The organism is Spongiactinospora rosea (assembly GCF_003315795.1).
GTDB classification, from domain to species: domain Bacteria; phylum Actinomycetota; class Actinomycetes; order Streptosporangiales; family Streptosporangiaceae; genus Spongiactinospora; species Spongiactinospora rosea.
This window is the reverse complement of sequence record NZ_QMEY01000017.1, coordinates 87,338-108,917: the sequence shown is the minus strand read 5'-3', so window position 1 is coordinate 108,917 and position 21,580 is coordinate 87,338. Positions and strand designations below refer to the sequence as shown.

The window sequence follows — 21,580 nt, the reverse complement described above, 5'->3', positions numbered from 1 at the left end:
CGTGCTCCTTACCCGTAGACGATCCTGCGAAGCTGCCGCACGGACAGCTTGGGGGCGGCCACCCGCCGTTGCGGCAGCTCACCGGCGATACGCGGAAAGATTTCCTCGTTCGTGAGCCCGCGCGCCTTCAGCTCGGTATGGCGGCGTCTGACGAACTCCTCCACCGGCTCGGAGAAGAACGCCAGCACGTCGGCGACCACCCGGGCCGCCTCGCCACGGCCGAGCGGGCTCGTCCGGGTGAGGTGCGCGATCAGATCTTCGTGCTGATGCCAGGCGTTGGACACAGCGCAGGACATTACGCAGTCGCCGCTCGGTACACCAAGGGTTCTGCCCGATTCCGGGCAGAATATGGGCTGAACTCTAGGTCAGATCTTCTTTTCCGTTCCCTCCAGGTAGGACATGATCAAGGAGGCGTGCGCCTGACATGGCTCATTATCGTCTACTCTGAGTAGTCGATAAGCAGCAGGGAGTAGTTGTCATGCGCCGTGTCCCGCTGGCCGCCGCCGTGGCCGTCGCCTCCTTCCTCGCCCTGCCCGCGACCGGGCTCGCCGAAGACCGGCAGGCGACCTACCGGCAGGCCGCGCGGGAGTACGGCGTGCCGGAGAGCGTGCTGCTCGCGGTGTCCTACCTCAATTCGCGGTGGGACACGCACGAGTGGCTGCCGAGCGCCTCCGGCGGCTACGGGCCGATGCACCTGGTGGACGCGGAGGCCGTGCGGGGGGCGGGCCACGGCGGGGGCGACCGGCGGGGCGACGAGGGCCGCGGCCCGCTGCGGGTGCCGCCCGTTCCCGCTCCTGATCCCGCCGCTTCTTCGACGCTGCGCGAGGCCGCCGCGCTCACCGGGCTTCCCGCCACGGCCCTGCGCTCCCAGGCCACGGCCAACATCCGCGGCGGCGCGGCGTTGCTGGCCGAGCGCCAGCGCCGGCTGCGCCTGCCGCCGTCCCCCGACCCGGCCGCCTGGTACACGGCGGTCGCCTCCTACGCCACGCCCGGCAGCCCGGCCACCGGATTCGCCGACGAGGTCCTCGGTGTGATCCGTGCCGGCATGGCCCGTACGACCGACGACGGGCACGCCGTACGACTGGCCGCGACGGCCGTGCCGCCGGCGCCCCCGGCCGCCCGCCGCAGCGGGGCCTCGGCCGCCGAGTGCCCGTCCTCGCTGAGCTGCGCCTGGACGCCCGCCGCCTACCGCAGGACGGGCAAGGGCTCCTACGGCAACCACGACCGGTCGGACGGGCCACGCAAGATCGACTACATCATCGTCCACGACGGCGAGGCGACGTACGACACCATGACCAGGCTCGTCGCCGATCCCAAGTACGTCAGCTGGCACTACACCCTGCGCTCCAGCGACGGCCAGGTCGCCCAGCACGTACGCGGCCAGGACATCGCCTGGCACAGCGGCAACTGGTACGTCAACGCCCGCTCGATCGGGCTGGAGCACGAGGGATATCTGGCGCAGGGCGGGGCCTGGTACACCGAGGCGATGTACCGCGCCTCGGCCAAGCTGGTCCGCTACCTGGCGGCCAGGCACGACATCCCGCTCGACCGGGAGCACATTCTGGGCCACGACAACGTCCCGGGCATCACCCCGGCCCACGTCAGGGGCATGCACGACGACCCCGGACCCTACTGGGACTGGGCCCACTACTTCGAGCTGCTGGGCGCGCCGCTGCACGGCGACGGCGGGGACCCGCCGCGCTTCAACGCGGCGGCCGAAGAGGGGTATGCGGAGTGGCCGCCGCAGGACGAGTGGGACGAAGGCGAGCCCGGCCCTTCCGAAGACGCCTATCACGGCCCGGACGATCCGCTGCTGCGCGGCGACGAGCGGCGGGCGTCCGCGGGCTCGGTCATGATCCTGCCCTCCTACGACCGGCACCGCCCCTACTTCACCGGCTGCGACAAGAAGCGCCCCGGCGTACCGTGCCCCTCGCGCGGTGCGGCCTCCGTCTGGCTCTACACCGACCCGCGCCCCGGCGCGCCCCTCGTCTCCGACATCGGCAAACACCCCACGGGCGGCTCCACCCGCAGCGTCTACGACCACGCCGCCCGGGTGTCCACCGGCCAGCGCTACGCCGTCGCGGGGCAAAGCGGCGACTGGACCGCGATCTGGTACCTCGGCCGGCGCGCCTGGTTCCACAACCCGAAGAGCGCCCCCACCGCCGTCCCTGTCAAGGCCCGCACCATCACCGCCCGCGGCGCCTCCGCCCCCGTGTACGGCAGGGCCTACCCCGGCGCCTCCGCCTACCCCCGCGGCGTGAAGCGGCAGAAACTGGTCCCCCTCCAGTACCGCCTCCCCGCAGGCCAGCGCTACACCGTCGGCCTCACCGTCCCCGCCACCTACCTGCGCGCCTCGTCCATCCACCCCGCCCGCCACCGGCTGATCCGCGGCCGGCTCACCTACCACCAGATCCAGTTCGGCCACCGCGTCATGTTCGTCAAGGCCAAAGACGTCGAGTCTCCCTCCTGACCGCGCGTCACACCCCCTCCCCCCGCCCCCTCCGCGATAGAATCCCCTGGTCGTAGCGGTTCCCGGTGGAGTGGCCGAGAGGCGAGGCAGCGGCCTGCAAAGCCGTGCACGCGGGTTCAAATCCCGTCTCCACCTCTCACCGCCGGACCGTCCACCCGCGAAATCCGCTAGAGTGGTCGAGCACGCCGGGGCGCAAACCAGCCCCAGGCGATCACGCGGACGTGGCTCAGCTGGTAGAGCATCACCTTGCCAAGGTGAGGGTCGCGGGTTCGAATCCCGTCGTCCGCTCTGTAGGGCGATTAGCTCAGTGGGAGAGCGCTACCTTGACACGGTAGAGGTCACTGGTTCAATCCCAGTATCGCCCACCACCGTTCCCCCTGGCCACAGGCTCGGGGGTCCTACTGCACAAGGTCGTTGATCATGAGCGGGAGCAAAACGAGAGCACGCCGCCCCCCGAAGATCATCGCCCGATCCTCCCGTGGGTAGAAGTCACCGCTCCCTCATCACCCGGCCTCGGGCGGTGCCCCATCCGCTCACACACGAGCACTTCAGGGACGTCCAGCACCGTCTTGTGATGATGCCGCAGCCCGTGAAACACCGCCCCGGCAACGACCGGCGGCACCGCCTCTCCTGCCGGTACGCCGGAGACCGGCATACCGGTGCCGGTGGCACCGCCCGGATGTCCGCCACAGACCGGGCGCCACACCCGGCGGGCAAAGTCGGACCGGCGCAACACCCCACCCTCCGGAGCGGAGAACACCACCTGCTCCTCATTCCCGTTGTCATCGATAGCGGCGGGCGAGCAGATCGACCAGGAAGGACGGCAGGTCGATCCTGCGGGCCGCAGCCGGGCTTTTCGGCGGCCCTCGCCACACCCGTCCCCCGACTTCACGCAACGCCCCTTCGTCCGGGTCGACCTGCGGGTAGCCCTCGTCCAGGTGGCAGTGTTCCTCGGCGAGCCCGGCCTGTTCTCCCCAGCGCATCCCGGTGAAGGCGGCGGTGAGCACCAAGGTGGCCATGGACTGACCCCATGGCCCGGCATCACGGATCCGGCCGCCCACCTGCAGCACCTGCTCTCCGGTGGGGATGGGCCGGGATCGGCGCGCCTGGCCGCCGCGGCGGGTGGATCGCCCCGGGAATGCGCCCGTGATCAGTGGGGCGCTGCTTTTTGATCTACATCGCCAACGGTGTCCCTCGTGGGGCGAGGAGCCTTGGAAGCTGCGCGCGCACATCTGTCACTGCAGGTAGCCGTGTCGGCGATCGGCGGGTGTTTGTGTTACTGGTTGTCGTTGAGGAGTTGTCGTGTGCGGGTGAGGAATGCCTGGCGGACCTCTTCTGGGTGCAGTATCTGGAGTGGTCGGCCGAGGCTGAGCAGGTAGCGGGCCAGGCCGTCGGCGTCTGGCCCGCCGATGTCGATGATCGTTGCGTCATCGCCGTCTGGGTGGTGGACGCCGACCGTTGGTGGCACCAGCCTGCGGGCCTCATCGGCCGGTACTGCCAGGCGGATGGTCACCCGCACCGGGTAGGGCCTCAGCGCGATGCCCGTGCTGACCATCTGTGCTGGATCTGGCGGGTCGGGCAGAGCAGTGGCCTGCCCGGTGGCTTTGGCATCGATGATGCGATCGGTACGGAAGGTGCGCCAGTCCTGCCGCGTCAGGTCGTAGGCGAGGAGATACCAGCGGCGGCCGGTGTAGATGAGCCGGTGGGGGTCTACTCGGCGGGTGGACGTCGTTTCGGCCCGGTCGCGGTAGGTCAACTGGGTGCGTTCGCCTCGCCGGCACGCGGTGGCCAGGTCGAGCAGCAGCGCGGGGGAGGTCTGGCTGTCGTCGGGTCGTGCGGTGTGGGTGAACGCGGCGTCCAGCTCGCCGAGCCGGTCGGCGATCCTGGCCGGCAGCACCTGGCGTAGTTTCAGCAGCGCCGACAGGGCTGCCTGGTCGCTGCCGGAGACTCCGCTGAAGGCGGCGGTGCGCAGCCCGACAGCGACCGCGAGGGCCTCCTCCTCGTCAAGGATCAGTGGCGGGATGCTGGTTCCGGGCCCGAGGTGGTAGCCGCCCCATGGGCCCATCTCCGATTCGATGCCGTAGCCGAGTTCACGTAGCCGGGCGATGTCCCTGCGAACCGTCCGTTCGGTGATCTCCAGCTGGGCGGCCAGATCAGCGCACGTCCAGGACTGCCGCGTTGACAGCAAAGACAGCAGCCGCAGCAGCCGCGCCGAGGTGTTGACCATGGCTGACAGTCTGCTCGATGACCAGGACCGTTTCTGACCGGGTCATACCGTAACGTCGCCGGCACGGCCGAGACTTGCTCGGCCGAAAAGTCCATGACGACGACGACGATCTCCGCCAAGGTGCGGTGGATGACGGGCCCGGATGGGCGCACGTAACCGACGAGGAGCAGGCCCCATGGAAGCACGCATGAAGAGCGTGGCGAATCTCGACGTGATCACAGCGATCCAGCATCTCCAGAAGGCGATTCACGCCGGTGGCGTCGACCCCGCTCGTGCTCGAACTGGTCCACCTGCGGGCCGGCCAGATCAACGGCTGCAGCCCGTGTGTGTTCGCCGGCGTCCAGTCGGCGAAGAAGCATGGAGAGAGCGAGGAGCGGCTGCACAACGTGGTCACCTGGCGCGAGACCCCGTTCTTCACCGAGCAGGAGCGGGCAGCACTCGCGCTGACCGAGGCCGCCACCCGGATCCAGGACGGCGCGCCGGGCGTGACCGACGAGATCGGGGACGCTGCTGCCACCCATCTCGACGAGAACCAAATGTCCGCGATCATCCTGAACATCGCGATCACCAACTTCTTCAACCGGATCAACCACACGATCCGGGAGCCGGCCGGCAAGACCTGGTGGAGGCGGGCGTTCGTCATCCATCCAGAGGAACGCGGTGACGACGTGGTGAAGGACGTGATCGGCCGGCTCCACCGCCGGCCGATCCGGTGCCACCGCCGGCAGGCCCCGTCCTGTGCTTCCGCCTTCGGGTGACCGCCGACGAGCGCCCACTTTGATGATCACTAGGGGTACATGACGATGAGCGACGAACTACTGGAACTGACCGTTACCGATGCCCGGGCCTGGCGGGAGTGGCTCAGCGGGCATCACGACAGCTCGGCAGGGGTGTGGCTGGTCCTCGCCAAGCAGAACACGACCCGGCCCACCAGCCTGACCTATGACCAGGCGCTCGACGAAGCCCTGTGCCACGGCTGGATCGATGGTCGGCTACGACGACGGGACGAGATCACCTTCTGCCGGCGCTTCACCCCTCGCGGAAGACACAGTCCCTGGTCAGTACGGAACGTCTCCATCGTCACCCGTCTGATCAGCGAGGGCCGGATGCATCCGGCCGGAATGACCGAGGTCGAACGCGCCAAGGCCGACGGCCGCTGGGAGGCGGCCTACGCGGGACAAGCCGGCATCGAGGTCCCCGCCGACCTGGCCGCCGCATTGGCCGCGAAACCCCAGGCACAAGCGATGTTCGACATCCTCACCTCCCAAAACCGCTACGCCGTTCTCTATCGGATCACGAACGCCAAACGCGCCGAGACCCGAGCCCGCCGTATCACCCAGTTCGTTGACATGCTCGCCCGCGGCGAGACGATCCACCCACAAAAGCGCGCCCTCGGCAGTTGAACGCCGGACCACTCCTGTCCCCGCCTCACTCCTCCAAGGGAGGTGGCCAAGGTAAAGGGGAAAGCCACACTGGCGATCTTTGATGAGGGGCTGACCTGCGGATACCAGCGAGGCAACATCGGCGCGAAGATGGCATGTTGTGCCGCCGGGGTACGGCCACCCTTCGCTCCGATGATCGCGGACCATGATGGGGCGGCAGATTCGTGTCGCCGAAACGCGTGAGGAGTGTGGATGCAACCGCATCCACCGCAGCCCGGGTTTCCTCAGTATGGATCGCCCCGGGTTGGTTGGAGGCTCCGATACCTGGAAGGGTGAGGGGCTATGGCACCTCCGAGGCGTCCAGGGGGAGGTCGGTGCAGAGGGAGGTGGAGACCTGCCGGCCGACGACCATGCGGGACAAGACGTCGATGACGAAGGCGGCGTAGACCCAGCCGGATGGCCTGCGAATCTGGAAAAGTCTCAGGCCGGCGGACAGTCCGAACCACCTTGACACGGTAGAGGTCACTGGTTCGATGCCAGTATCGCCCGCCACCATTTCCCCTGGCCACGGCCCGGGGATCACATTCCCTGAGATGGTCGATCACGGGGGCGGGAGCACACCGCTCCCCGAAGATCATTTTTCGGCCCTCCCATGGGCAGGGGTCACCGCCGCTCCCTCACCACCCGGCCTCGGGTGGAGTTCACCTGCCGACCGGCAACATCGGGACCATCCCCCAGCTCATCGTTTCCCTCCCGCCCGGATGGCCTTCGCCGGGCCGGCATAGCGGCGTCGCAGCCCGCTGTTCGACCGCCGCCGCACCTGCTCGGTCACATGGCTGTACCGGCCCTGGACACCGCCCATCCGGTGCCCCATCCACACATACCAGCACTTCAGGGACGTCCAGTTCGTCCAGCACCGTCTTGTGATGGTGCCGCAGTCCGTGAAACACCGCGCCGGCGACGACCGGCGGCACCGCCTCTTCCGCCGGTACGCCGGAAACCGACGTACCAGTGCCACTTGCACCGGCCGGGTGCCAGACCCGGCGGGCGAAGCCGGACCGGCGCAACACCCCACACCCTCGGGGGTGGAGAACACCACCTGGTCCTACACGCGGCCCTTTATATTGATCACCGGTTGATCTAGGCTTGCCGATGATCGAGGCAGTGCCGACGAATGTGTCGTTTCCAGACCTCGCCCCTCACCGCTGCAACGGTCGCACCCGGCACGCGCTGACCTGCGAACCGCCGCATGGAAGATGCTCCCGGCGGGCGCTGGGACGGCGGCTCGGATCGCCGGGACGTGCGACCATCGCGACCGGGGTTGTGCTCCAAATCCTGACGACCAGGGAGAGACCTGTGATGACCGTCGTTGATGACACCCCCGGGCCGAATGCGAGACGCGCCGGCTGGTCGATGGGAAGGGCCAGCCTGGTCGCGGGCATCGCACTGCTGTTGATGACCCTCCTGGCCGGCTTCGCCAACTTCGTCGCCATCGAGGGTCTCACCACGCCGGGGGACGCGGCCAAGACGGCCCGAGACATCGCCGGCTCCGAAACGATGTTCCGCTGGGGCGTCGCCGCCTTCGTCCTGGTGGCCGTGCTCGATGTCATCGTGGCCGGGGCGCTGCTCGCCCTGTTCGAGCCCGTGGATCGACGCCTTTCAGAGTTGGCCGCATGGTTCAGGATCGCCTACGCGGCCGTGCTGCTGGTGGCGGCCGCCCAGCTCGTGATCGCGCTCGATCTGCTCGACGACCCCGGACAAGTCCTGCGCGCCGTGGAATCGTTCACCACCATCTGGCATCTGGGCCTCCTCTTCTTCGCCTGTCACCTGCTGCTGATCGGGTACCTGGGGTACAGGTCCGGTTTCATGCCGCGCGTGATCGGCATCCTGCTGGTGCTCGCCGGGCTTGGATACCTCGGCGACGGGCTCGGCCTGCTGCTGGTCCGGAACTACTCGTTCAACATCGCGCTGTTCACCTTCGTCGGCGAAGTCGTACTGATCTTCTGGCTGCTCATCAGCGGCCGCCGGCTGACCGAGCGTCCGGGAACGGGTGAGGCGGCGTCGGTGATGTCACCGGCGGTGAAGTAGATCACACACTCGGCCGGCGGCTCATCGAGCTTGACGATCTTCTCGTTGCGGTCGGTGATCGCGGTGCGCAGCAAGTACTCAAGTGGGTCTCGATCAACTGCCAGTCGATCGCTTCCTCGCCGAACAGCGAGCCGATGTGCTGGTACGGCAAGCCGCTGCCCCAGGGGTCGCCGGTGGAGCCGCGGAGGGTGTGACACCCGAAACGCGCAGGGCATCAACAGGGATCCTGCCGGCACCCCGTGGGACCGACCGCACGGCCGCCCTCTCGGGGGGCCGTGCGGGAGCGGTCTCGCTCGAATGCGAGTGTGGGCGGCCTCGCCGGGTCAGGGGGTCTCGGCCGGGCACACGGTTCCGGCAGGGGGGAGATCGCCCGTTACGAGGTAGGTGTCGATGTGGCGGGTCGCGCAGGCGGACACGCGGTAGGCGGTGTGGCCATCGCCGTCGTTGGTCAGGAGGCCGGAACCCTGGATGCGTGCCGAGAGGCTGCGCGCCCAGCGGAGCGGGGTGGCGGGGTCGTGGGTGTTGCCGACCACCAGAACGGGGGGCACGCCCTTGATCGGACTCGCGTGCGGGGCGCGTGCCGGGGCGATGGGCCAGCCCAGGCAGCCCACGGTCATGTCCCAGAACTCCGACGTACCGCGCATGTGGGGAGCCGCCTTGAGGACCTTCCGCAGGCGGTTGCGCACGTCATGGTAGCCACGGATGCGGGGATCGACGTCCGAGCAGAGGATCGAGCGGTAGGCGGCCCTGCTCACCGGGTCGTCCAGCGCCTGGGCCCGCATGGCCGCGAAGAGCCGGGCATCCCCCTGCTCGGCCTGTGTGATCGCGGTCGCCAGTTCCGGGGCGAGTTCCGGGATGAGGGTGAGGTAGGCGTAGGCGGAGTAGCGAAGTTCCTCGGCGGTGATCGGCCGACCGCCTTGCACGCCGATCGTGTCGCGTTCCGCCGTGGCGACCAGGTCGTCCCACACCTTGCCGACGTCGCGGCCGTGCAGGGCGCACGTCGTGGTGCGCTCGCACCAGGCGGTGAACCGGCCGAAGGAGTCCTCCACCGCCCGGGCCGCGTCGGTGACCAGCCGGGACGTGGGGATGCCCTGGTCGACCGCGCCGTCCAGCGCCATCGTGCGCAGCCGGCCGGGGAAGAGGCGGGCGTACTGCGCGCCGAGCATGCTGCCGTACGACTTGCCGAAGAAGCTGATCTTCTCCTCACCGAGCGCGGCGCGTACCGCGTCGAAGTCGCGCGCGACGTTCGCCGTGTCGAGCCGTCCCAGCAGGGGGCCCGTGGCCGTCAGGCAACTGCGGCCGACGGCCGTGCTCGACGCGACGAGCCGATCGTATCCGGCCCTGTTCTTCGGGAACTGGCTGACCGCGGGGTCGTGGACGGGCAGGCCGCAGCGCACCGCGGGCGTGCTCTCTCCGACCCCGCGCGGGTCGATGCCCACGATGTCGAAGCGGCGGCGCAGTTCGTCGGAGAAGGAGCCGGTGGGGTAGTCGCGTACGAGGAGGGCGGCGGGTCCCCCGGGGCCGCCCGGGTTGTACAAGAGGGTGCCCACGCGGGCGGCGGGATCGGCGGCCTTCCGGCGTACGACGGTCAGTTTGATCTTCGTGCCGGACGGCGCGCTCCAGTCGAGCGGCACATCGATCACACCGCACTCGGCGCCCGGCCGGTCAGCGCAGTCGTGCCAGGACAGGCCGCCTGGAGCAGGGGTGGAGGCGGGGGCGCTCGCAGCGGCGAACGCGCCGCCGCCCAGGCCGATCACCGAGGCGGACGCCACGGCGAGGATCATCGGGAATCGCGTCACGGAGCAGCATTCTCGCCGCCCGCCCGAACGTGATCATCGGCCGAAAGGATGATCCTCAGCGACCGAAGAAGGCGGTCGTGCTCATGGATCGCCGTGACCTCAAGCGCCGCCCGCGGTCACGTCCGGCGTCCTTTGGCGCGGACCTTGATGTCGCGCATGTCGGTCACCGCGAGCTTCACGATCTCATGCGGGTGCCCGTGCGCCTCCAGCGCGGCCATCGCGCCGAGCGCCGCCTCGTCCTCGCCGTCGTCCGGGCCCGCCGGCACCTGGCAGCGGAAGGTGAAGGCCGTCACGCTCGGATCGTGGGTGAACGTCCCGGCCTCGGTGTAGGCGGCGCCGCTCACGGCCAGCACGGCGGCCCGCCCGGCGTCGTCGAGTCCGACGAACTTTCCCCTGATCGTCACTCTGAACACTTGCTCATTCCTCTCGTACGGCATAGCCGAGCAGGCGCTTCCCCATGAGGTCCTCCGCGGCGTCGATCAGCTCCAGCACGTTCGCGGCGATCGCGTCCGGCCGCTCGCCGGCCGTGGTCCGCCTGCCGATCTCGGAAAGGACCATGCTGTGCAGGCCGCCGAGCTGCCAGGCGACGGCCCAGGCCACCGGGTCGCCGGGCGCGGCGCCGGTCTCCTCGGTCAGCCGGCCGGCCAGCTCGGTGATCATCTGGTGGGCGAGCCGTTCCAGCCGGGCGGTCAGCGTGGGCGCGGCCCGCATCATCACCAGCACGCGACCGAACCCCTCGCTCAGCCCGACTCTGCGCTCACGCCCGCGTACCTCCTGGCGCAGCCGCGCCAGGACCGCGTCGGCCGCCGACTCGCCGGGACGGCGTCCGCGCACGATGTCGGCCAGCCGCTGCGGGGACGCCTCCTCCGGCGGCAGGACGAGGTCTTCTTTCGTCTCGAAGTAGTTGTAGACGGTGTTGACCGACACTTCGGCGGCCGCGGCGACCTCGGCGATCGTGACGTTGTCGAAGCCGCGCGCGACGAACAGGCCGAGGGCCACCCCGGAGATGCGCTGCCGGGTCTGCCGCTTCTTGCGCTCGCGCAGCCCTTCCACCATACGTGGAGTCTACTGGAATTTTGGAGTCGATTGCAGGTTTACGCCTGGGAGGTCCCGGAGCCTCAGCCGCCGTACGGCACCGTGATGATCTCCAGGTTGTGCCCGTTGGGGTCGGACCAGTAGAGGCCGCGCCCGCCGTCGTTGGTGTTGATCTGCCCCGACCGCTGGTGGAACGGATCGGCCCAGTACGTCAGCCCGCGCTCCTTGATCCGGCCCCAGATCTGGTCGAACTCCTCCTCACCGACCAGGAACGCGTAGTGCTGCGACGGCAGGTCATCGCCCGCCTGCACGACGTCGATCGACACGTCGTTGCCGAGCGAGACGACGCGGAACGGACCGAACTCCGGCGCCTGCTCCAGGCCGAGGATCTCGACGAGGAAGGCGGCGGTCGCGTCCCTGTCCCTGGCCGGCATGATGGTGTGGTTCAGATGGACGGACATACTTGCAGGCTACGCCCGCCCCGCCGGAAGCGGCGCGACGGCGTTGACGAAGTGCGGCGGCCATCTGGCCAGCACCGCGGTGAGCGCTCCGGCGAGGGCCTTCGCCGGATCGTCCGGCGCGCCGGCGGTACGCCATGCGACCACGCCGTCCGGCCGTACCAGGGTCGCGCCGGACGCGCGGATCCCGTACCGGGCCGGGAACTCGCCGTCGGCGTCGGACAGCTCACCGCCGATCGCGTGGGTCCGCACGGTGACGCCGAGACGCGCGCCGACCTCACCCGCGACGCCGGTCCAGAATCCACCCGCCGCGCCCATGACGCCGGTGAGCAGCGCTCGATCGGGTCCCCAGCGACCGCCTGCGCGCCCGCCGAGCTGACCGCCCGCGAATCCGGCGAGGCCCGCCAGGAGGAAGACCCACCCCAGTTCGGCCGGACCGGCTCCGGCGAGGTCGCGCAGGAACGGCGCGAGGTAGGTCATCATCATCATGCTGCCCAGCACGGTCGCCACGATGGCCAGCAGTCCGAGCAGCACCTGGGGCCGGGCCAGCGGAGCCAGCCGCTCCCGGATGGGCATGGCGAGGGCGGGAGGCGTCTCGGGCAGCACGCCCCTGATCGCCGCCAGTGCGGCCAGCCTCAGCAGGCCGCCGAGCCAGAACGTGGCCCGCCAGCCGAACATGCCGCCCACCCACGTGCCGAGCGGTACGCCGAGCGCGAGCGATCCGGTCAGGCCGCCCATCACCAGCGCCAGGTAGTGCCCCTGGCGGCCTTCGGGGGCGAGGGCGGCGGCGATGGCGTACACGGCGGGTACGACGGAGGCCGCCGCCAGCGCGGCCAGCACCCGCAGGCCCATGAGCAGCGCGTACGAGGTCGTGAACGCCGCGGCCCAGTTCGCCGCGACGAACAGCGCCAGCGCCCAGGTGAGCAGCCTGCGCCGGGGCCAGGTGGCGGTCACCACGGAGGCCACGGGCGCGGCCAGCGCGAACACGAGGGAGAAGACGGTGACGAGCTGCCCGCCCGCGGCCTCGCTGACGCCGAGCCCGGCCGAGATGGCGGGCAGCACTCCGGCGATCGCGTAGTCGTCGGTGGCGAAGGCGAACGTGGTCAGCAGCAAGGCGAGCAGCCACGCGGGCGGCCAGGCCGGCAGGCGGACGCGCTGCGCATCTCGACGCTGGTCAACTCGGCGTACACCGGGCTGCAGCTCGACTTCCTCACCAGTGGTGCCCGTGAGCGCGTGGAGGCCGCCCTGGACCAGCTCTGCGCCCTGGTGGACGACTGGGTCCCCGCCCCCTGACCCGCCCGGCACCGAGCCGCTCTCCCGTACCGGACGCCGAAGGCCGGGAGAGCGGCATGCCCGCCGTTAGCGGAAGTCCTCGGCCCGATCCCGTGCCCACTGCGCGAACGTCCGGGGCGGGTCGCCCGTCACGGCCTGCGCGGTGGGCAGCTCGCCGAGAGCGCTCATGTCGAAGTCCTGTACGGCAGCCGGGTCGGCCGGGTTGCCGTCGTAGTCGGTGAATCCCAGCAGGAAGTCCGCGGCCTCGGCGGCGAATCCCCCGATCTTCAGGTAGATCTCGCGCGCCTCCGCCGGAGTGACCCGCTCGAACCGGACCTCCTCCCCGAGCGCGTCGGCGATGGCCTTGACCTGGTCGCGCAGGCTGATCAGCTCCGGACCGTTGATGTCGTACGCCTTGCCGTGGTGCCCCTCCTCCAGCAACGCCTTCAGTGCCACATCGGCGACATCCCGCTCGTGGACGGGAAACCCGCCCGCGTCCGGATCGGCGTCCCGCACCAGCCGCTCGGCCCGGATCGACGGCCCCCACAGCGACAGCTTGTTGGCCGCGAACTCTCCCGGCCGGACGTGCGTCCACTCCAGTCCGGACGCCTGGACCGCCTGTTCCACCGGCGGATGGAACGTCGTGTCGAAACCTCCGGTCACCGCGCCCGACGACAGCACGACGATCCGCCGGACGCCCGCTCGCACGGCACGTTCGACGACCTCGTTCGCCGTCGAGGGCTCCGGAAAGAGGAACACCCGGTCCACGCCGTCGAACGGCACGGTCTCCGGCCTGGTGAGATCCCCCTGAACGACTTCGGCACCGGGCAGTGCGGCCCGCCGCGGGTCTCTGGTCAGCGCCCGTACCGCAACTCCGGCACCGACCAGTCCCGCCGTCACCTGCCGCCCCACGTTCCCGGTAGCCCCGGTCACCAGCACTCGCACGTGCACCCTCCATTCCCGTACGACCTACGGATAAACAATAACGTATCATCTACGGAAAATAGGGAGGTGCGATGGAACGCAGCGGCGGCGGAGATCCCCGGGAGACCCTGCGCCTGCTCTGGCGTCCCCCGCAGCCCCGATCGGGACGCGGCCGGCCCCCCAAGGTCTCCCTGGAGAAGATCGTCGCCGCGGCCATGGCGCTGGCGGACCGCGACGGGCTCGCCGCGATGACCATGGACCGGCTCGCCGCGTCCCTCGGCGTCGGCACGATGACGCTCTACACCCACGTGCCCGGCAAGGCCGAACTGGTCGACCTGATGGTGGACTCCGCCTGGCGGGAGCTCGACCTCACCCCATCGGGCCCGTGGCGCGACCGGATCGAGGACTACGCGAAACAGAACGTGGCCCTGCACGAACGCCACCCGTGGCTGCGCGTCGTCTCGACCGTGCGACCGCCCCTCGGCCCCGGACTGCTCGCCAGGGACGACTTCCTGCTGGCCGCGCTGTCCATGACCGGGCTGCCCGCCGCCGAGACGTCCGCGGCGAGCGATTCCATCGTCACCTTCGTCGACGGCGCCGCCGCCACCCTCGCCGAACACACGCACGCCGAGCGGGTCAGCGGCCAGTCCGGCGAGGACTGGTGGGCCGCCCGCCAGGTGTTCTGGGAGAGCATCTTCGACCCGGCGCGATACCCGGCGATCGACCGGGCCTGGCAGAACGGCGGTTTCGACCGCAGCGCGGTCCAGGCGGCGGCGAACGCGTTCGACCTCGGCCTGCGCGCCCTGCTCGACGGCATCGCCGCGATGGCCCGGGCCGCGCGCCCTCGGTGAAGGCGACCACCTGGGCGCGCGTGCCCGCTCACGCGCCGCCTCGACCACTCCCGGCTCGGGTACGCCGGGCAGAGGCCTTCCACAGTGGGAGAGTCCGGCCGCGGGTGTGGTGACCATACATGATTTCGGGATGATGAGGATCGAGACGCCGTGGGGGCCCTGGGAGGCCGCGCCGCTCGGCGAGGTGGTCGCGCTGATGCGCGGGCTGGCGGCGCCGTGGTGGGTGGCCGGCGGGTACGCGATCGAGCTGGCCGTGGGCCGTGCGTATCGCGACCACGCGGACGTGGACATCGCGCTTCTGCGCCGCGACCAGCGCGCGGTGCGGCGGCTGCTGAGCGGCTGGGACGTCCATGCCGCGGTCGTGCCCGGCACGCTGCGGCCATGGGCTCTGGACGAGGTACTGCCCGAGCAGGCCCACGACATCTGGGTACGCGAGCACCCGCACGGGCCTTGGCGGTTCCAGCTCATGCTGGACGAGGCCGATGGACGGGACTGGATCTACCGGCGTGACCCCCGGATCCGCCGCCCGCTGGCCGGGCTGACCGTCGAGGAGGACGGTTTCCACCGGCTCGCCCCGGAGGTGCAGCTGCTCTACAAGAGCAAGGGCGTGCGGCCGAAGGACGCGACCGATTTCGAGATGGTCCTCCCGCTGCTGAGCGAGGAGCGGCGGCGCTGGCTGGGCGCGGCACTGGAGCTGGAGCACACCGCACACCCCTGGCGCGAGCGCCTTGGATCATGATCCATCGACCTGGAATTCAGTTCCCGGCCAGACGTAAGGGTGCTGGGCATGCCCAGCCGATTCAACTGCCGGACGTCTGTGGCGGCTACCGGCCCGCGTCGGCGCTGCGGCCGTTTCTGCCCGGGGTTCCCGCCTGAGCCCGGCCGGCTACCCCGACTGGTCGCGGCGGCGGATCAGGTAGGCGGTCTCGGCGGTGTTGCCCGCCAGTTCGATGGCCCTGTCGTACGCCGCGCGCGACTCCCGGCCGCGGCCCAGGCGGCGCAGCAGCTCGGCGCGGGTCGCGTGGTAGGCGTGATAGCCGGACAGGTCGCCCGCGAGGCGATCGACGGTCGCCAGCGCCACCTCCGGGCCGTCGAGTTCGGCGACCGCGATGGCCCGGTTGAGGGCGACGATCGGCGAGGGGTCCAGGCGGGCGAGCTGATCGTAGAGGGCGACGACCTGTGACCAGTCGGTGTCGCGTACGTCGCGGGCGGAGGTGTGCACGGCGTTGATCGCCGCGAGGATCTGGTAGCGGCCCGGGACCAGGCCGGTGGCCAGGCGCTCGCGTACCAGCCGGTGGCCCTCGGCGATCAGCGCCGCGTCCCAGGCCGCGCGGTCCTGGTCGGCCAGGGCGACCAGTTCGCCACTCGCCGAGAGGCGGGCGGTGCGGCGGGCCTCGGTGAGCAGCATCAACGCCAGCAGCCCGGCCACCTCGCCGTCTTCGGGCAGGAGGGCGCGGAGCAGGCGGCCGAGCCGGATCGCCTCGCCGGTCAGTTCCGGGCGTACCGGATCGGTGCCGGGGCCGGTCGCCAGGTAGCCCTCGTTGAAGATGAGGAACAGGACGGCGAGCACGCCGGAGACGCGCGCCGGAAGGTCCTCCGCGGACGGCACCCGGTAGGGCACCCGGGCCGCCTTGATCTTGGCCTTGGCGCGGGTGATCCGCTGCCCCATGGCCGCCTCCCGCGTCAGGAAGGCACGGGCGATCTCGGGCACGGTCAGCCCGCCGACCATGCGCAGCGTCAGTGCCACGCGGGCCTCCATCGCGAGCGCCGGATGACAGCAGGTGAAGATCAGCCGGAGCCGGTCGTCGTCGATCGCGCCGAGCGGTTCGTGCGGGTCGTCGTCGTACAACCGCTGAGCCTCCCGCTGCTTGTCGTCGCGCCTGTTCTCGCGCCGGATCCGGTCGATGGCCTTGCGGCCGGCCGTGGTGGTCAGCCACGCGCCGGGGCTGGGCGGCACGCCGCCGGCGGGCCAGCGCTCGACGGCGGTGGCGAACGCCTCGGCCGCCGCCTCCTCGGCGATGTCGAGGTCACCGAAACGCCTGGTCAGGGTGGCGACCACGCGCGCCCACTCGGCGTGATGGGCCCGCGTGATCGCCTCCCGGACGCCGGTCACGCTCACTCCCCCAGGAACGGCCGTACCTCGACCTTCCGGTTGCACGCCTTCGACCCCCCGGCGGCGAGCTTGAGGGCCACGTCGAGGTCGGGGGCGCTGATCACCCAGAATCCGGCGATGTACTCCTTGGACTCCAGGAAGGGCCCGTCGGTGAACAGCGCCTCACCGCCCCGGTTGTCGATGACGGTGGCCGTGTCCGGCGCGGCGAGGCCACCGGCGAACACCCAGTGCCCCTCGGCCACCAGCCGGTCGTTGTACGTGTCGATGGCGGCCATCTCGTCCGGGGTGGCCGAGCCGGTCCGGTCGTCGATCACGGAAACCAGGTACTGCATCTCAGGTCATCTCCTGTGTTCGGGGCGCCCCCGCGGGCGGCCTCTCACCACTGCTACGAACACCTTTGCCCCGATCCGACAGCGACGCCTCGCTCATCCGTGCTGCGGGCCGACATCGCCGCTCGCGTACCGGGGCCGCCCGGCGGGCCGGTAGACCTGGGCCGTCACGCCGTTGGGGAAGACCCGGTGGTCGATCGGTTCGAGCGCGATGTCCGGGCCGGTGGCGGGGAACAGCCGCGTGCCCTGGCCGACGACCACGGGATAGGTGAGCAGGGTGATCTCGTCCACCAGGTGGTCGCCGAGCAGCCGGCGGACCAGTTCGCCGCTGCCGTGCACCTGCAGCTCACCGGCCGGTCCGGCCTTCAGCTCGCGGACGGCCGCCGCGAGGTCGCCGGACAGGACGGTCGTGCCCGCCCAGCGCGGGTCGGTGAGCGTCTTGGACGCCACGTACTTGGGCCGTGCGTTCAGCGGACCTCCGATGGGGTTGCTCTCCGGGTCCGGCATCACTCCCCAGGAGCCGGCGAAGATGTCGTAGGTCCGGCGGCCGAACAGGAACGCGTCGGCGCGCTGGAAGATCTGCCCGAGGAACGCCCCGGCCTCCTCGTCGAACAGCGGCAGGGCCCAGCCGCCGCGCTCGAATCCGCCCCTGGGGTCCTCCTCCGCCCGGCCCAGCCCCTGCATCACTCCATCGACGGAGACGTGCGTGACGGTCGTCAGCTTCATGATCTATCACTCCTTCGCTGTGGCGCCCCTGGTGGGCGGCCTCTCACCCTCTCCACGAACGCCATCGCCCCGATCCGACAGCGAGCGGCATCACAAATACTTAGCTCTTGCGCTAAGTGTCTGGCGCGGGAAATACTTAGCCGCATGGCACAGTATTCGGCGGAGATCGACGGCGTGTTCGTCGCGCTCGCCGATCCGACCCGGCGTGGGGTCATCCGGCGGCTCGGCCACGGGCCGACGAGCGTGGGGGACCTCGCCCGCGAGTTCCCGATGACCCTTCCCTCCTTCATGAAGCACGTGCGCACGCTTGAGGCGAACGGCCTGATCCGCACGGTCAAGGTCGGCCGGGTGCGCACCTGCGTGCTCAACCGCGACCGGCTCGCCCTCATCGACGACTGGCTCGCCGAGCAGCGGCGGATCTGGGAGGAACGGACCGACCGGCTCGAAGACCTCGTCACCGAACTGAAAGAGAAGCACGATGAATCCCGACCTTGACCTGGCCTTGGCACGCGTCATCCGCGCGCCCCGCTCCATCGTGTGGAGCGCCTGGACCGACCCGGCGTACTTCGCGAGGTGGTGGGTACCGGCTCCGGCCGTGTGCGCCGTCGATCGGCTGGACGCCCGGCCCGGCGGCGGGCTGGTGACCCGGCTGAGCGACGACGGAAAGGAGTTCGTGCCGCACATGAACGCGAGCTTCCTCGTCGTGGAGGAGCTGGAGCGGATCGTGTTCACCAACGCGATCGACAGCGCGTGGCGGCCCGCCGATCCCGCACCGGTCCCCATGACGGCCGAGATCGCGCTGAGCGATCACCCGGACGGCACCGACTACCGGGTCATCGTCCGGCACGGCGACCCCGCCGCCCGCGCCCGGCACGAGGAACTCGGGTTCGCGGAGGGCTGGGGGACGGTCACCGGGCAGCTCGCCGGGCTCGCGGAGGGCCAGGCCGGACGATGAGGATCGCTCTGACGGAGTTCGTCACCCTCGACGGGGTCAGCCAGGGGCCCGGGTCGCCCGCCGAGGACACCACCGGCGGCTTCACCCGCGGCGGCTGGCTCGTGCCCTACATGGACGAGCTCTTCGTCCGGCGGGCCTCGGAGTGGCTGGACCTCGCCGACGGCCTGCTGCTCGGACGGCGTACCTATGAGGCGTTCGCCCGCGACTGGCCGCGGATCACCGACCCGGCCGACCCGTTCGCCGGGCGGATGAACTCGCTGCCGAAGTACGTGGTGACCAGCACGCTCACCGAGGGGACCTGGCAGCCGGCGACGGTGCTGCGCGGCGATCCGGTGCAGACCGTGGCGGAACTCAAGGCCCGGCCCGGACGCGAGCTGCAGATCCACGGCAGCGCCCGGCTCGGCGCCGCCCTGCTGGGGGCGGGCCTGGTCGACACGCTCCGGCTGGTCGTCGCGCCGACGGTGATCGGCTCCGGGCGGCGGCTGCTCACCCACCCGAGCCCGCCCGCCGGCCTCCGGCTGGTCCAGCACAAGGCGACGGCGAACGGCCTGCTGCTGCTCCAGTACGAGACCGTGGGCACCGCTCCGGTGGGAGAGTACGAGGGCGTCACGGCCTTCATCTGACGGGGATCGCGCGATGGTGCTAATGGGAGTAGCGCCATCGCGCAACATGGTGCTAGCGTCTTTAGCATCATGCTACTGACGCTGGATCTCAACGATCCCCGCCCGCTCCACGAGCAGGTCGCGGGGGCGATCCGCCGGGCCATCGGCGAAGGCTCCTATGGCCCGGGCGACCGGCTGCCGCCCGCCCGCGACATGGCCGACGCGCTGGGCATCAACGCCAACACCGTGCTGCGCGCCCTGCGCGACCTGCGCGACGAGGGCGTCCTGGAGTTCCGGCGGGGCCGCGGGGTCAGCGTCGTGGGCGGGGCGGGCAGCCGCGCGCTCGTCGTACAACGGGCACGCGACCTGCTCGACTACGCCGAGCGGCACGGCTACAGCCGCGACGACCTCATCGAGATGGTGCAGGGGCTGTCATGACGCGCCGCCACGAGCCGTTCCTGCCCGCCGATCCGCACGGCACGGCCGACAAAGTCCCGCTCATCCCCGCCCGGAAAGGCATCCCGTGATCCACCGTCGTGCCCTGCTCGTCGCCCTGCCCTGGGGCCTGCTCGTCATCGCCGCACTGCTCGCCCTCCCTCTCGCCCTCCGCTCCCGGCTGCCCGACCCGATGGCCGTGCACTGGACACTCGACGGGGTGGCCGACCGGACACTGCCGTTCGGCCCGGCCGTCTCGCTGGGGGTCGCCGTGTGGGGCGTCACCTGGCTCGCCCTGCTGGCGGTCGCCGCCCGCGGCACGATGCTGTCGCGCAGGCAGGGCCGGATGCTGTGGTGGGGCCTGCTGTCCGGGGGCGCGGTGTTCTCGTTCGGCATGCAGCTGACCACCGTGCTGGCCAACCTCGACGGCGCCCCGGGCGCGCCGGGCCTTTGGGCGGTGCTGGTGATGGTCGCCGCGTCGGCGGCGGGCGTACCGGCCGCCTGGCTGGGGCGGGGCGAGCCCGACCCAGCGCCCGCTCCGGCGGCCCCGCCCGCGACGCTCCGGCTGCGGCCAGGGCAGAGCGCCTGGGTGAGCAGGGCCACCAACCAGTGGCTGGTCGTCCTCACGATCTGCCTGGGCTTCGCGGGCCTGGCGGGCTCCCTGGTCATCGCCTGGGCGGCGATCCCGATCCTGGTGGTCCTCGCGCTCGGCCTGTTCACCTCGTCCGTGCGGGTCAAGGTGAACGACGACGGGGTGCTGATCGGGTACGGCTGGCTGCGCTGGCCGGCGCGCCGGATCGCGCTGTCGTCGGTCGATCGCGCGTGGGCGGAGGACCGGTTCCCGAGCCAGGTCGGCGGCTGGGGCGTACGCGGGATGCCGGGCTCCTCCACCATCATGCTGCGCGGCGGGCAGTGCCTGGTCATCCGCGACACCAAGGGCGGCACCATCGCGGTCAGCGTGGACGACGCCGAGACCGGCGCCTCCCTGATCAACGCCCTGCGGGTCGCGTCATGAGGTCCCGGCGCGGCGATCTGACGGTGTTCGTCCTGGTGGCGTTCGGGCTGGCCTGGCCGGCCGCGCTGCCGCTGTGGCTCGGGGACGGGCTCTCCTCCTCCTGGCTGCCGCTGGTGGGCATCGTGATGATGTTCACTCCGGCGATCGGGGTGCTGGCGGTCTGGCGGCGCAGCGGCGCCACGCGGGCGGAGGTGGCCGCCGCCACCGGGCTCGGCCTCGGGCCGAGCAGGCGGCGCACGCTCCTGCTCATCCTGGCCGTCTGGCTGGGCACGCCGCTGGTCGCGGTGCTGGCCATCGCGCTCAGCGTGGCCACGGGCGTGCTGTCGGTGGACCTCGCGGGGCTCAGCATGCTGCGCGGCCTGCCCGGCGGCATCGACCCGCAGGTCTTCCTCATCGTCCAGGTGATCAGCGGCCTCACCATCGGCACGCTGATCACCGCGATCCCCGCGTTCGGTGAGGAGTGGGGATGGCGGGGCTGGCTGCTCCCGCACCTGACGGAGCGGTTCGGGGTGACGCGCGGGCTGCTGATCTCCGGCATGATCTGGGGGCCCTGGCACGCGCCGCTGACCCTGCTCGGCTACAACTACCCCACCATCGGCCCATGGGCGGCGCTGTACTTCGTGGGCTTCACCGTCATCTACGGCGTGGTCATCGGCTGGCTGCGGCTCTACTCGGGCAGCGTCTGGCCGTCGGTGGTGGCGCACTCGGTGCTCAACGCGGGGTCGGTGTCGCTGGTCTTCCTGGTCGGCGACGCCAAGGAGCCGCCGGACCTGGTGTTCGCGGGCATCAGCGGGCTGGTCGGCTGGGCGGTGCTCGCGGCGCTCGCCGCCGCGTTGCCGCGCCTGCTGCCGATCAGGCGGGCGGCCCCGGTCACCGCGCCCCCTCGCCCTGCCGAATAG

At 70.9% G+C, this 21,580-nt stretch carries 25 protein-coding genes and 3 tRNA genes; 15 read left to right on the top strand and 13 right to left on the bottom strand.

The window, feature by feature from the left end:
* Nucleotides 1-8 precede the first annotated feature (8 nt).
* Nucleotides 9-284, bottom strand: coding sequence for a hypothetical protein (locus tag DP939_RS30740; RefSeq protein WP_225878605.1), 276 nt, complete (start codon nucleotides 282-284; stop codon nucleotides 9-11).
* Between the two features lie 194 nt (nucleotides 285-478).
* Here DP939_RS30740 and DP939_RS48880 point away from each other — a divergent pair, with 194 nt between their 5' ends.
* The 4 genes from DP939_RS48880 (at nucleotide 479) to DP939_RS30720 (ending at nucleotide 2,838) form a co-directional block, all read left to right on the top strand.
* Nucleotides 479-2,470, top strand: a complete 1,992-nt coding sequence (locus tag DP939_RS48880; RefSeq protein WP_113984327.1) for an N-acetylmuramoyl-L-alanine amidase — start codon at nucleotides 479-481, stop codon at nucleotides 2,468-2,470.
* A gap of 64 nt (nucleotides 2,471-2,534) precedes the next feature.
* Nucleotides 2,535-2,605, top strand: a tRNA-Cys gene (locus DP939_RS30730).
* A gap of 80 nt (nucleotides 2,606-2,685) precedes the next feature.
* Nucleotides 2,686-2,758 (top strand) — tRNA-Gly (locus tag DP939_RS30725).
* 5 nt (nucleotides 2,759-2,763) lie between these two features.
* Nucleotides 2,764-2,838 (top strand) — tRNA-Val (locus DP939_RS30720).
* 414 nt (nucleotides 2,839-3,252) lie between these two features.
* On the opposite strand, the gene DP939_RS30715 is transcribed toward DP939_RS30720, so the two are convergent.
* Both DP939_RS30715 and DP939_RS30710 read right to left on the bottom strand, forming a co-directional pair.
* A complete protein-coding gene (locus DP939_RS30715; RefSeq protein ID WP_147268200.1) occupies nucleotides 3,253-3,489 on the bottom strand; it encodes a site-specific integrase in 237 nt (78 codons plus the stop codon).
* A 257-nt stretch (nucleotides 3,490-3,746) separates the two neighbouring features.
* Nucleotides 3,747-4,697, bottom strand: a complete 951-nt coding sequence (locus DP939_RS30710; protein WP_113984325.1) for a helix-turn-helix transcriptional regulator — start codon at nucleotides 4,695-4,697, stop codon at nucleotides 3,747-3,749.
* A 254-nt stretch (nucleotides 4,698-4,951) separates the two neighbouring features.
* Here DP939_RS30710 and DP939_RS30705 point away from each other — a divergent pair, with 254 nt between their 5' ends.
* A complete protein-coding gene (locus tag DP939_RS30705; RefSeq protein ID WP_318656329.1) occupies nucleotides 4,952-5,455 on the top strand; it encodes a carboxymuconolactone decarboxylase family protein in 504 nt (167 codons plus the stop codon).
* Between the two features lie 45 nt (nucleotides 5,456-5,500).
* Complete coding sequence (locus DP939_RS30700) at nucleotides 5,501-6,100, top strand: YdeI/OmpD-associated family protein (protein WP_113984405.1); 600 nt, start codon at nucleotides 5,501-5,503, stop codon at nucleotides 6,098-6,100.
* A 319-nt stretch (nucleotides 6,101-6,419) separates the two neighbouring features.
* Here DP939_RS30700 and DP939_RS30695 read toward each other — a convergent pair whose 3' ends face one another.
* Nucleotides 6,420-6,605 (bottom strand): hypothetical protein, encoded by a 186-nt coding sequence (locus DP939_RS30695; RefSeq protein ID WP_113984324.1) that lies wholly within the window; start codon nucleotides 6,603-6,605, stop codon nucleotides 6,420-6,422.
* An 833-nt stretch (nucleotides 6,606-7,438) separates the two neighbouring features.
* On the opposite strand from DP939_RS30695, the gene DP939_RS30690 reads away from it, so the two are divergent.
* Complete coding sequence (locus DP939_RS30690; protein ID WP_225878604.1) at nucleotides 7,439-8,167, top strand: DUF4386 domain-containing protein; 729 nt, start codon at nucleotides 7,439-7,441, stop codon at nucleotides 8,165-8,167.
* 323 nt (nucleotides 8,168-8,490) lie between these two features.
* Here the strand turns inward: DP939_RS30690 and DP939_RS30685 are convergent, their stop codons facing one another.
* From DP939_RS30685 to DP939_RS30655, 6 genes are all read right to left on the bottom strand, one after another.
* Nucleotides 8,491-9,966: an alpha/beta hydrolase gene (locus DP939_RS30685; protein WP_113984322.1), complete on the bottom strand. Its 1,476-nt coding sequence runs from the start codon at nucleotides 9,964-9,966 to the stop codon at nucleotides 8,491-8,493.
* Nucleotides 9,967-10,082: 116 nt separating this feature from the next.
* Nucleotides 10,083-10,379, bottom strand: coding sequence for a DUF6204 family protein (locus DP939_RS30680; protein WP_113984321.1), 297 nt, complete (start codon nucleotides 10,377-10,379; stop codon nucleotides 10,083-10,085).
* A gap of 4 nt (nucleotides 10,380-10,383) precedes the next feature.
* Nucleotides 10,384-11,022 (bottom strand): TetR/AcrR family transcriptional regulator, encoded by a 639-nt coding sequence (locus DP939_RS30675; RefSeq protein ID WP_113984320.1) that lies wholly within the window; start codon nucleotides 11,020-11,022, stop codon nucleotides 10,384-10,386.
* Between the two features lie 62 nt (nucleotides 11,023-11,084).
* Nucleotides 11,085-11,462: a VOC family protein gene (locus DP939_RS30670; protein WP_113984319.1), complete on the bottom strand. Its 378-nt coding sequence runs from the start codon at nucleotides 11,460-11,462 to the stop codon at nucleotides 11,085-11,087.
* A gap of 9 nt (nucleotides 11,463-11,471) precedes the next feature.
* The gene (locus DP939_RS30665) at nucleotides 11,472-12,764 is read right to left on the bottom strand and encodes an MFS transporter (protein ID WP_225878602.1); all 1,293 of its coding nucleotides are present in this window, start codon (nucleotides 12,762-12,764) and stop codon (nucleotides 11,472-11,474) included.
* Nucleotides 12,765-12,818: 54 nt separating this feature from the next.
* A complete protein-coding gene (locus DP939_RS30655; RefSeq protein WP_113984318.1) occupies nucleotides 12,819-13,676 on the bottom strand; it encodes an SDR family oxidoreductase in 858 nt (285 codons plus the stop codon).
* Between the two features lie 71 nt (nucleotides 13,677-13,747).
* Between DP939_RS30655 and DP939_RS30650 the strand changes: the two genes are divergently transcribed.
* Together DP939_RS30650 and DP939_RS30645 are read left to right on the top strand one after the other, a co-directional pair.
* A complete protein-coding gene (locus tag DP939_RS30650; protein ID WP_113984317.1) occupies nucleotides 13,748-14,506 on the top strand; it encodes a TetR/AcrR family transcriptional regulator in 759 nt (252 codons plus the stop codon).
* 130 nt (nucleotides 14,507-14,636) lie between these two features.
* On the top strand, nucleotides 14,637-15,245 hold the full coding sequence (locus tag DP939_RS30645) for a nucleotidyltransferase domain-containing protein (RefSeq protein WP_113984316.1): 609 nt from the start codon (nucleotides 14,637-14,639) through the stop codon (nucleotides 15,243-15,245).
* 147 nt (nucleotides 15,246-15,392) lie between these two features.
* Here DP939_RS30645 and DP939_RS30640 read toward each other — a convergent pair whose 3' ends face one another.
* From DP939_RS30640 to DP939_RS30630, 3 genes are all read right to left on the bottom strand, one after another.
* Nucleotides 15,393-16,619 (bottom strand): RNA polymerase sigma factor, encoded by a 1,227-nt coding sequence (locus DP939_RS30640; protein WP_113984315.1) that lies wholly within the window; start codon nucleotides 16,617-16,619, stop codon nucleotides 15,393-15,395.
* Nucleotides 16,620-16,621: 2 nt separating this feature from the next.
* Nucleotides 16,622-16,951, bottom strand: a complete 330-nt coding sequence (locus DP939_RS30635; RefSeq protein WP_113984314.1) for a YciI family protein — start codon at nucleotides 16,949-16,951, stop codon at nucleotides 16,622-16,624.
* Nucleotides 16,952-17,044: 93 nt separating this feature from the next.
* Nucleotides 17,045-17,674 (bottom strand): dihydrofolate reductase family protein, encoded by a 630-nt coding sequence (locus DP939_RS30630; protein WP_113984313.1) that lies wholly within the window; start codon nucleotides 17,672-17,674, stop codon nucleotides 17,045-17,047.
* A 144-nt stretch (nucleotides 17,675-17,818) separates the two neighbouring features.
* Here DP939_RS30630 and DP939_RS30625 point away from each other — a divergent pair, with 144 nt between their 5' ends.
* The 6 genes from DP939_RS30625 (at nucleotide 17,819) to DP939_RS30600 (ending at nucleotide 21,580) form a co-directional block, all read left to right on the top strand.
* Nucleotides 17,819-18,169: an ArsR/SmtB family transcription factor gene (locus DP939_RS30625; protein ID WP_113984312.1), complete on the top strand. Its 351-nt coding sequence runs from the start codon at nucleotides 17,819-17,821 to the stop codon at nucleotides 18,167-18,169.
* Nucleotides 18,153-18,629: an SRPBCC domain-containing protein gene (locus DP939_RS30620; RefSeq protein ID WP_113984311.1), complete on the top strand. Its 477-nt coding sequence runs from the start codon at nucleotides 18,153-18,155 to the stop codon at nucleotides 18,627-18,629. Before DP939_RS30625 ends, DP939_RS30620 begins: the two co-directional genes overlap by 17 nt.
* Nucleotides 18,626-19,252 (top strand): dihydrofolate reductase family protein, encoded by a 627-nt coding sequence (locus DP939_RS30615; RefSeq protein ID WP_113984310.1) that lies wholly within the window; start codon nucleotides 18,626-18,628, stop codon nucleotides 19,250-19,252. The genes DP939_RS30620 and DP939_RS30615 overlap by 4 nt, the downstream gene beginning before the upstream one ends.
* Nucleotides 19,253-19,321: 69 nt before the next feature.
* Nucleotides 19,322-19,669: a GntR family transcriptional regulator gene (locus tag DP939_RS30610; protein WP_113984309.1), complete on the top strand. Its 348-nt coding sequence runs from the start codon at nucleotides 19,322-19,324 to the stop codon at nucleotides 19,667-19,669.
* A gap of 85 nt (nucleotides 19,670-19,754) precedes the next feature.
* Nucleotides 19,755-20,681, top strand: a complete 927-nt coding sequence (locus DP939_RS30605; RefSeq protein ID WP_113984308.1) for a hypothetical protein — start codon at nucleotides 19,755-19,757, stop codon at nucleotides 20,679-20,681.
* Nucleotides 20,678-21,580 carry a CPBP family intramembrane glutamic endopeptidase gene (locus tag DP939_RS30600; RefSeq protein WP_113984307.1) on the top strand — a complete coding sequence of 301 codons (903 nt, stop codon included), beginning with the start codon at nucleotides 20,678-20,680 and terminating at the stop codon, nucleotides 21,578-21,580. The genes DP939_RS30605 and DP939_RS30600 overlap by 4 nt, the downstream gene beginning before the upstream one ends.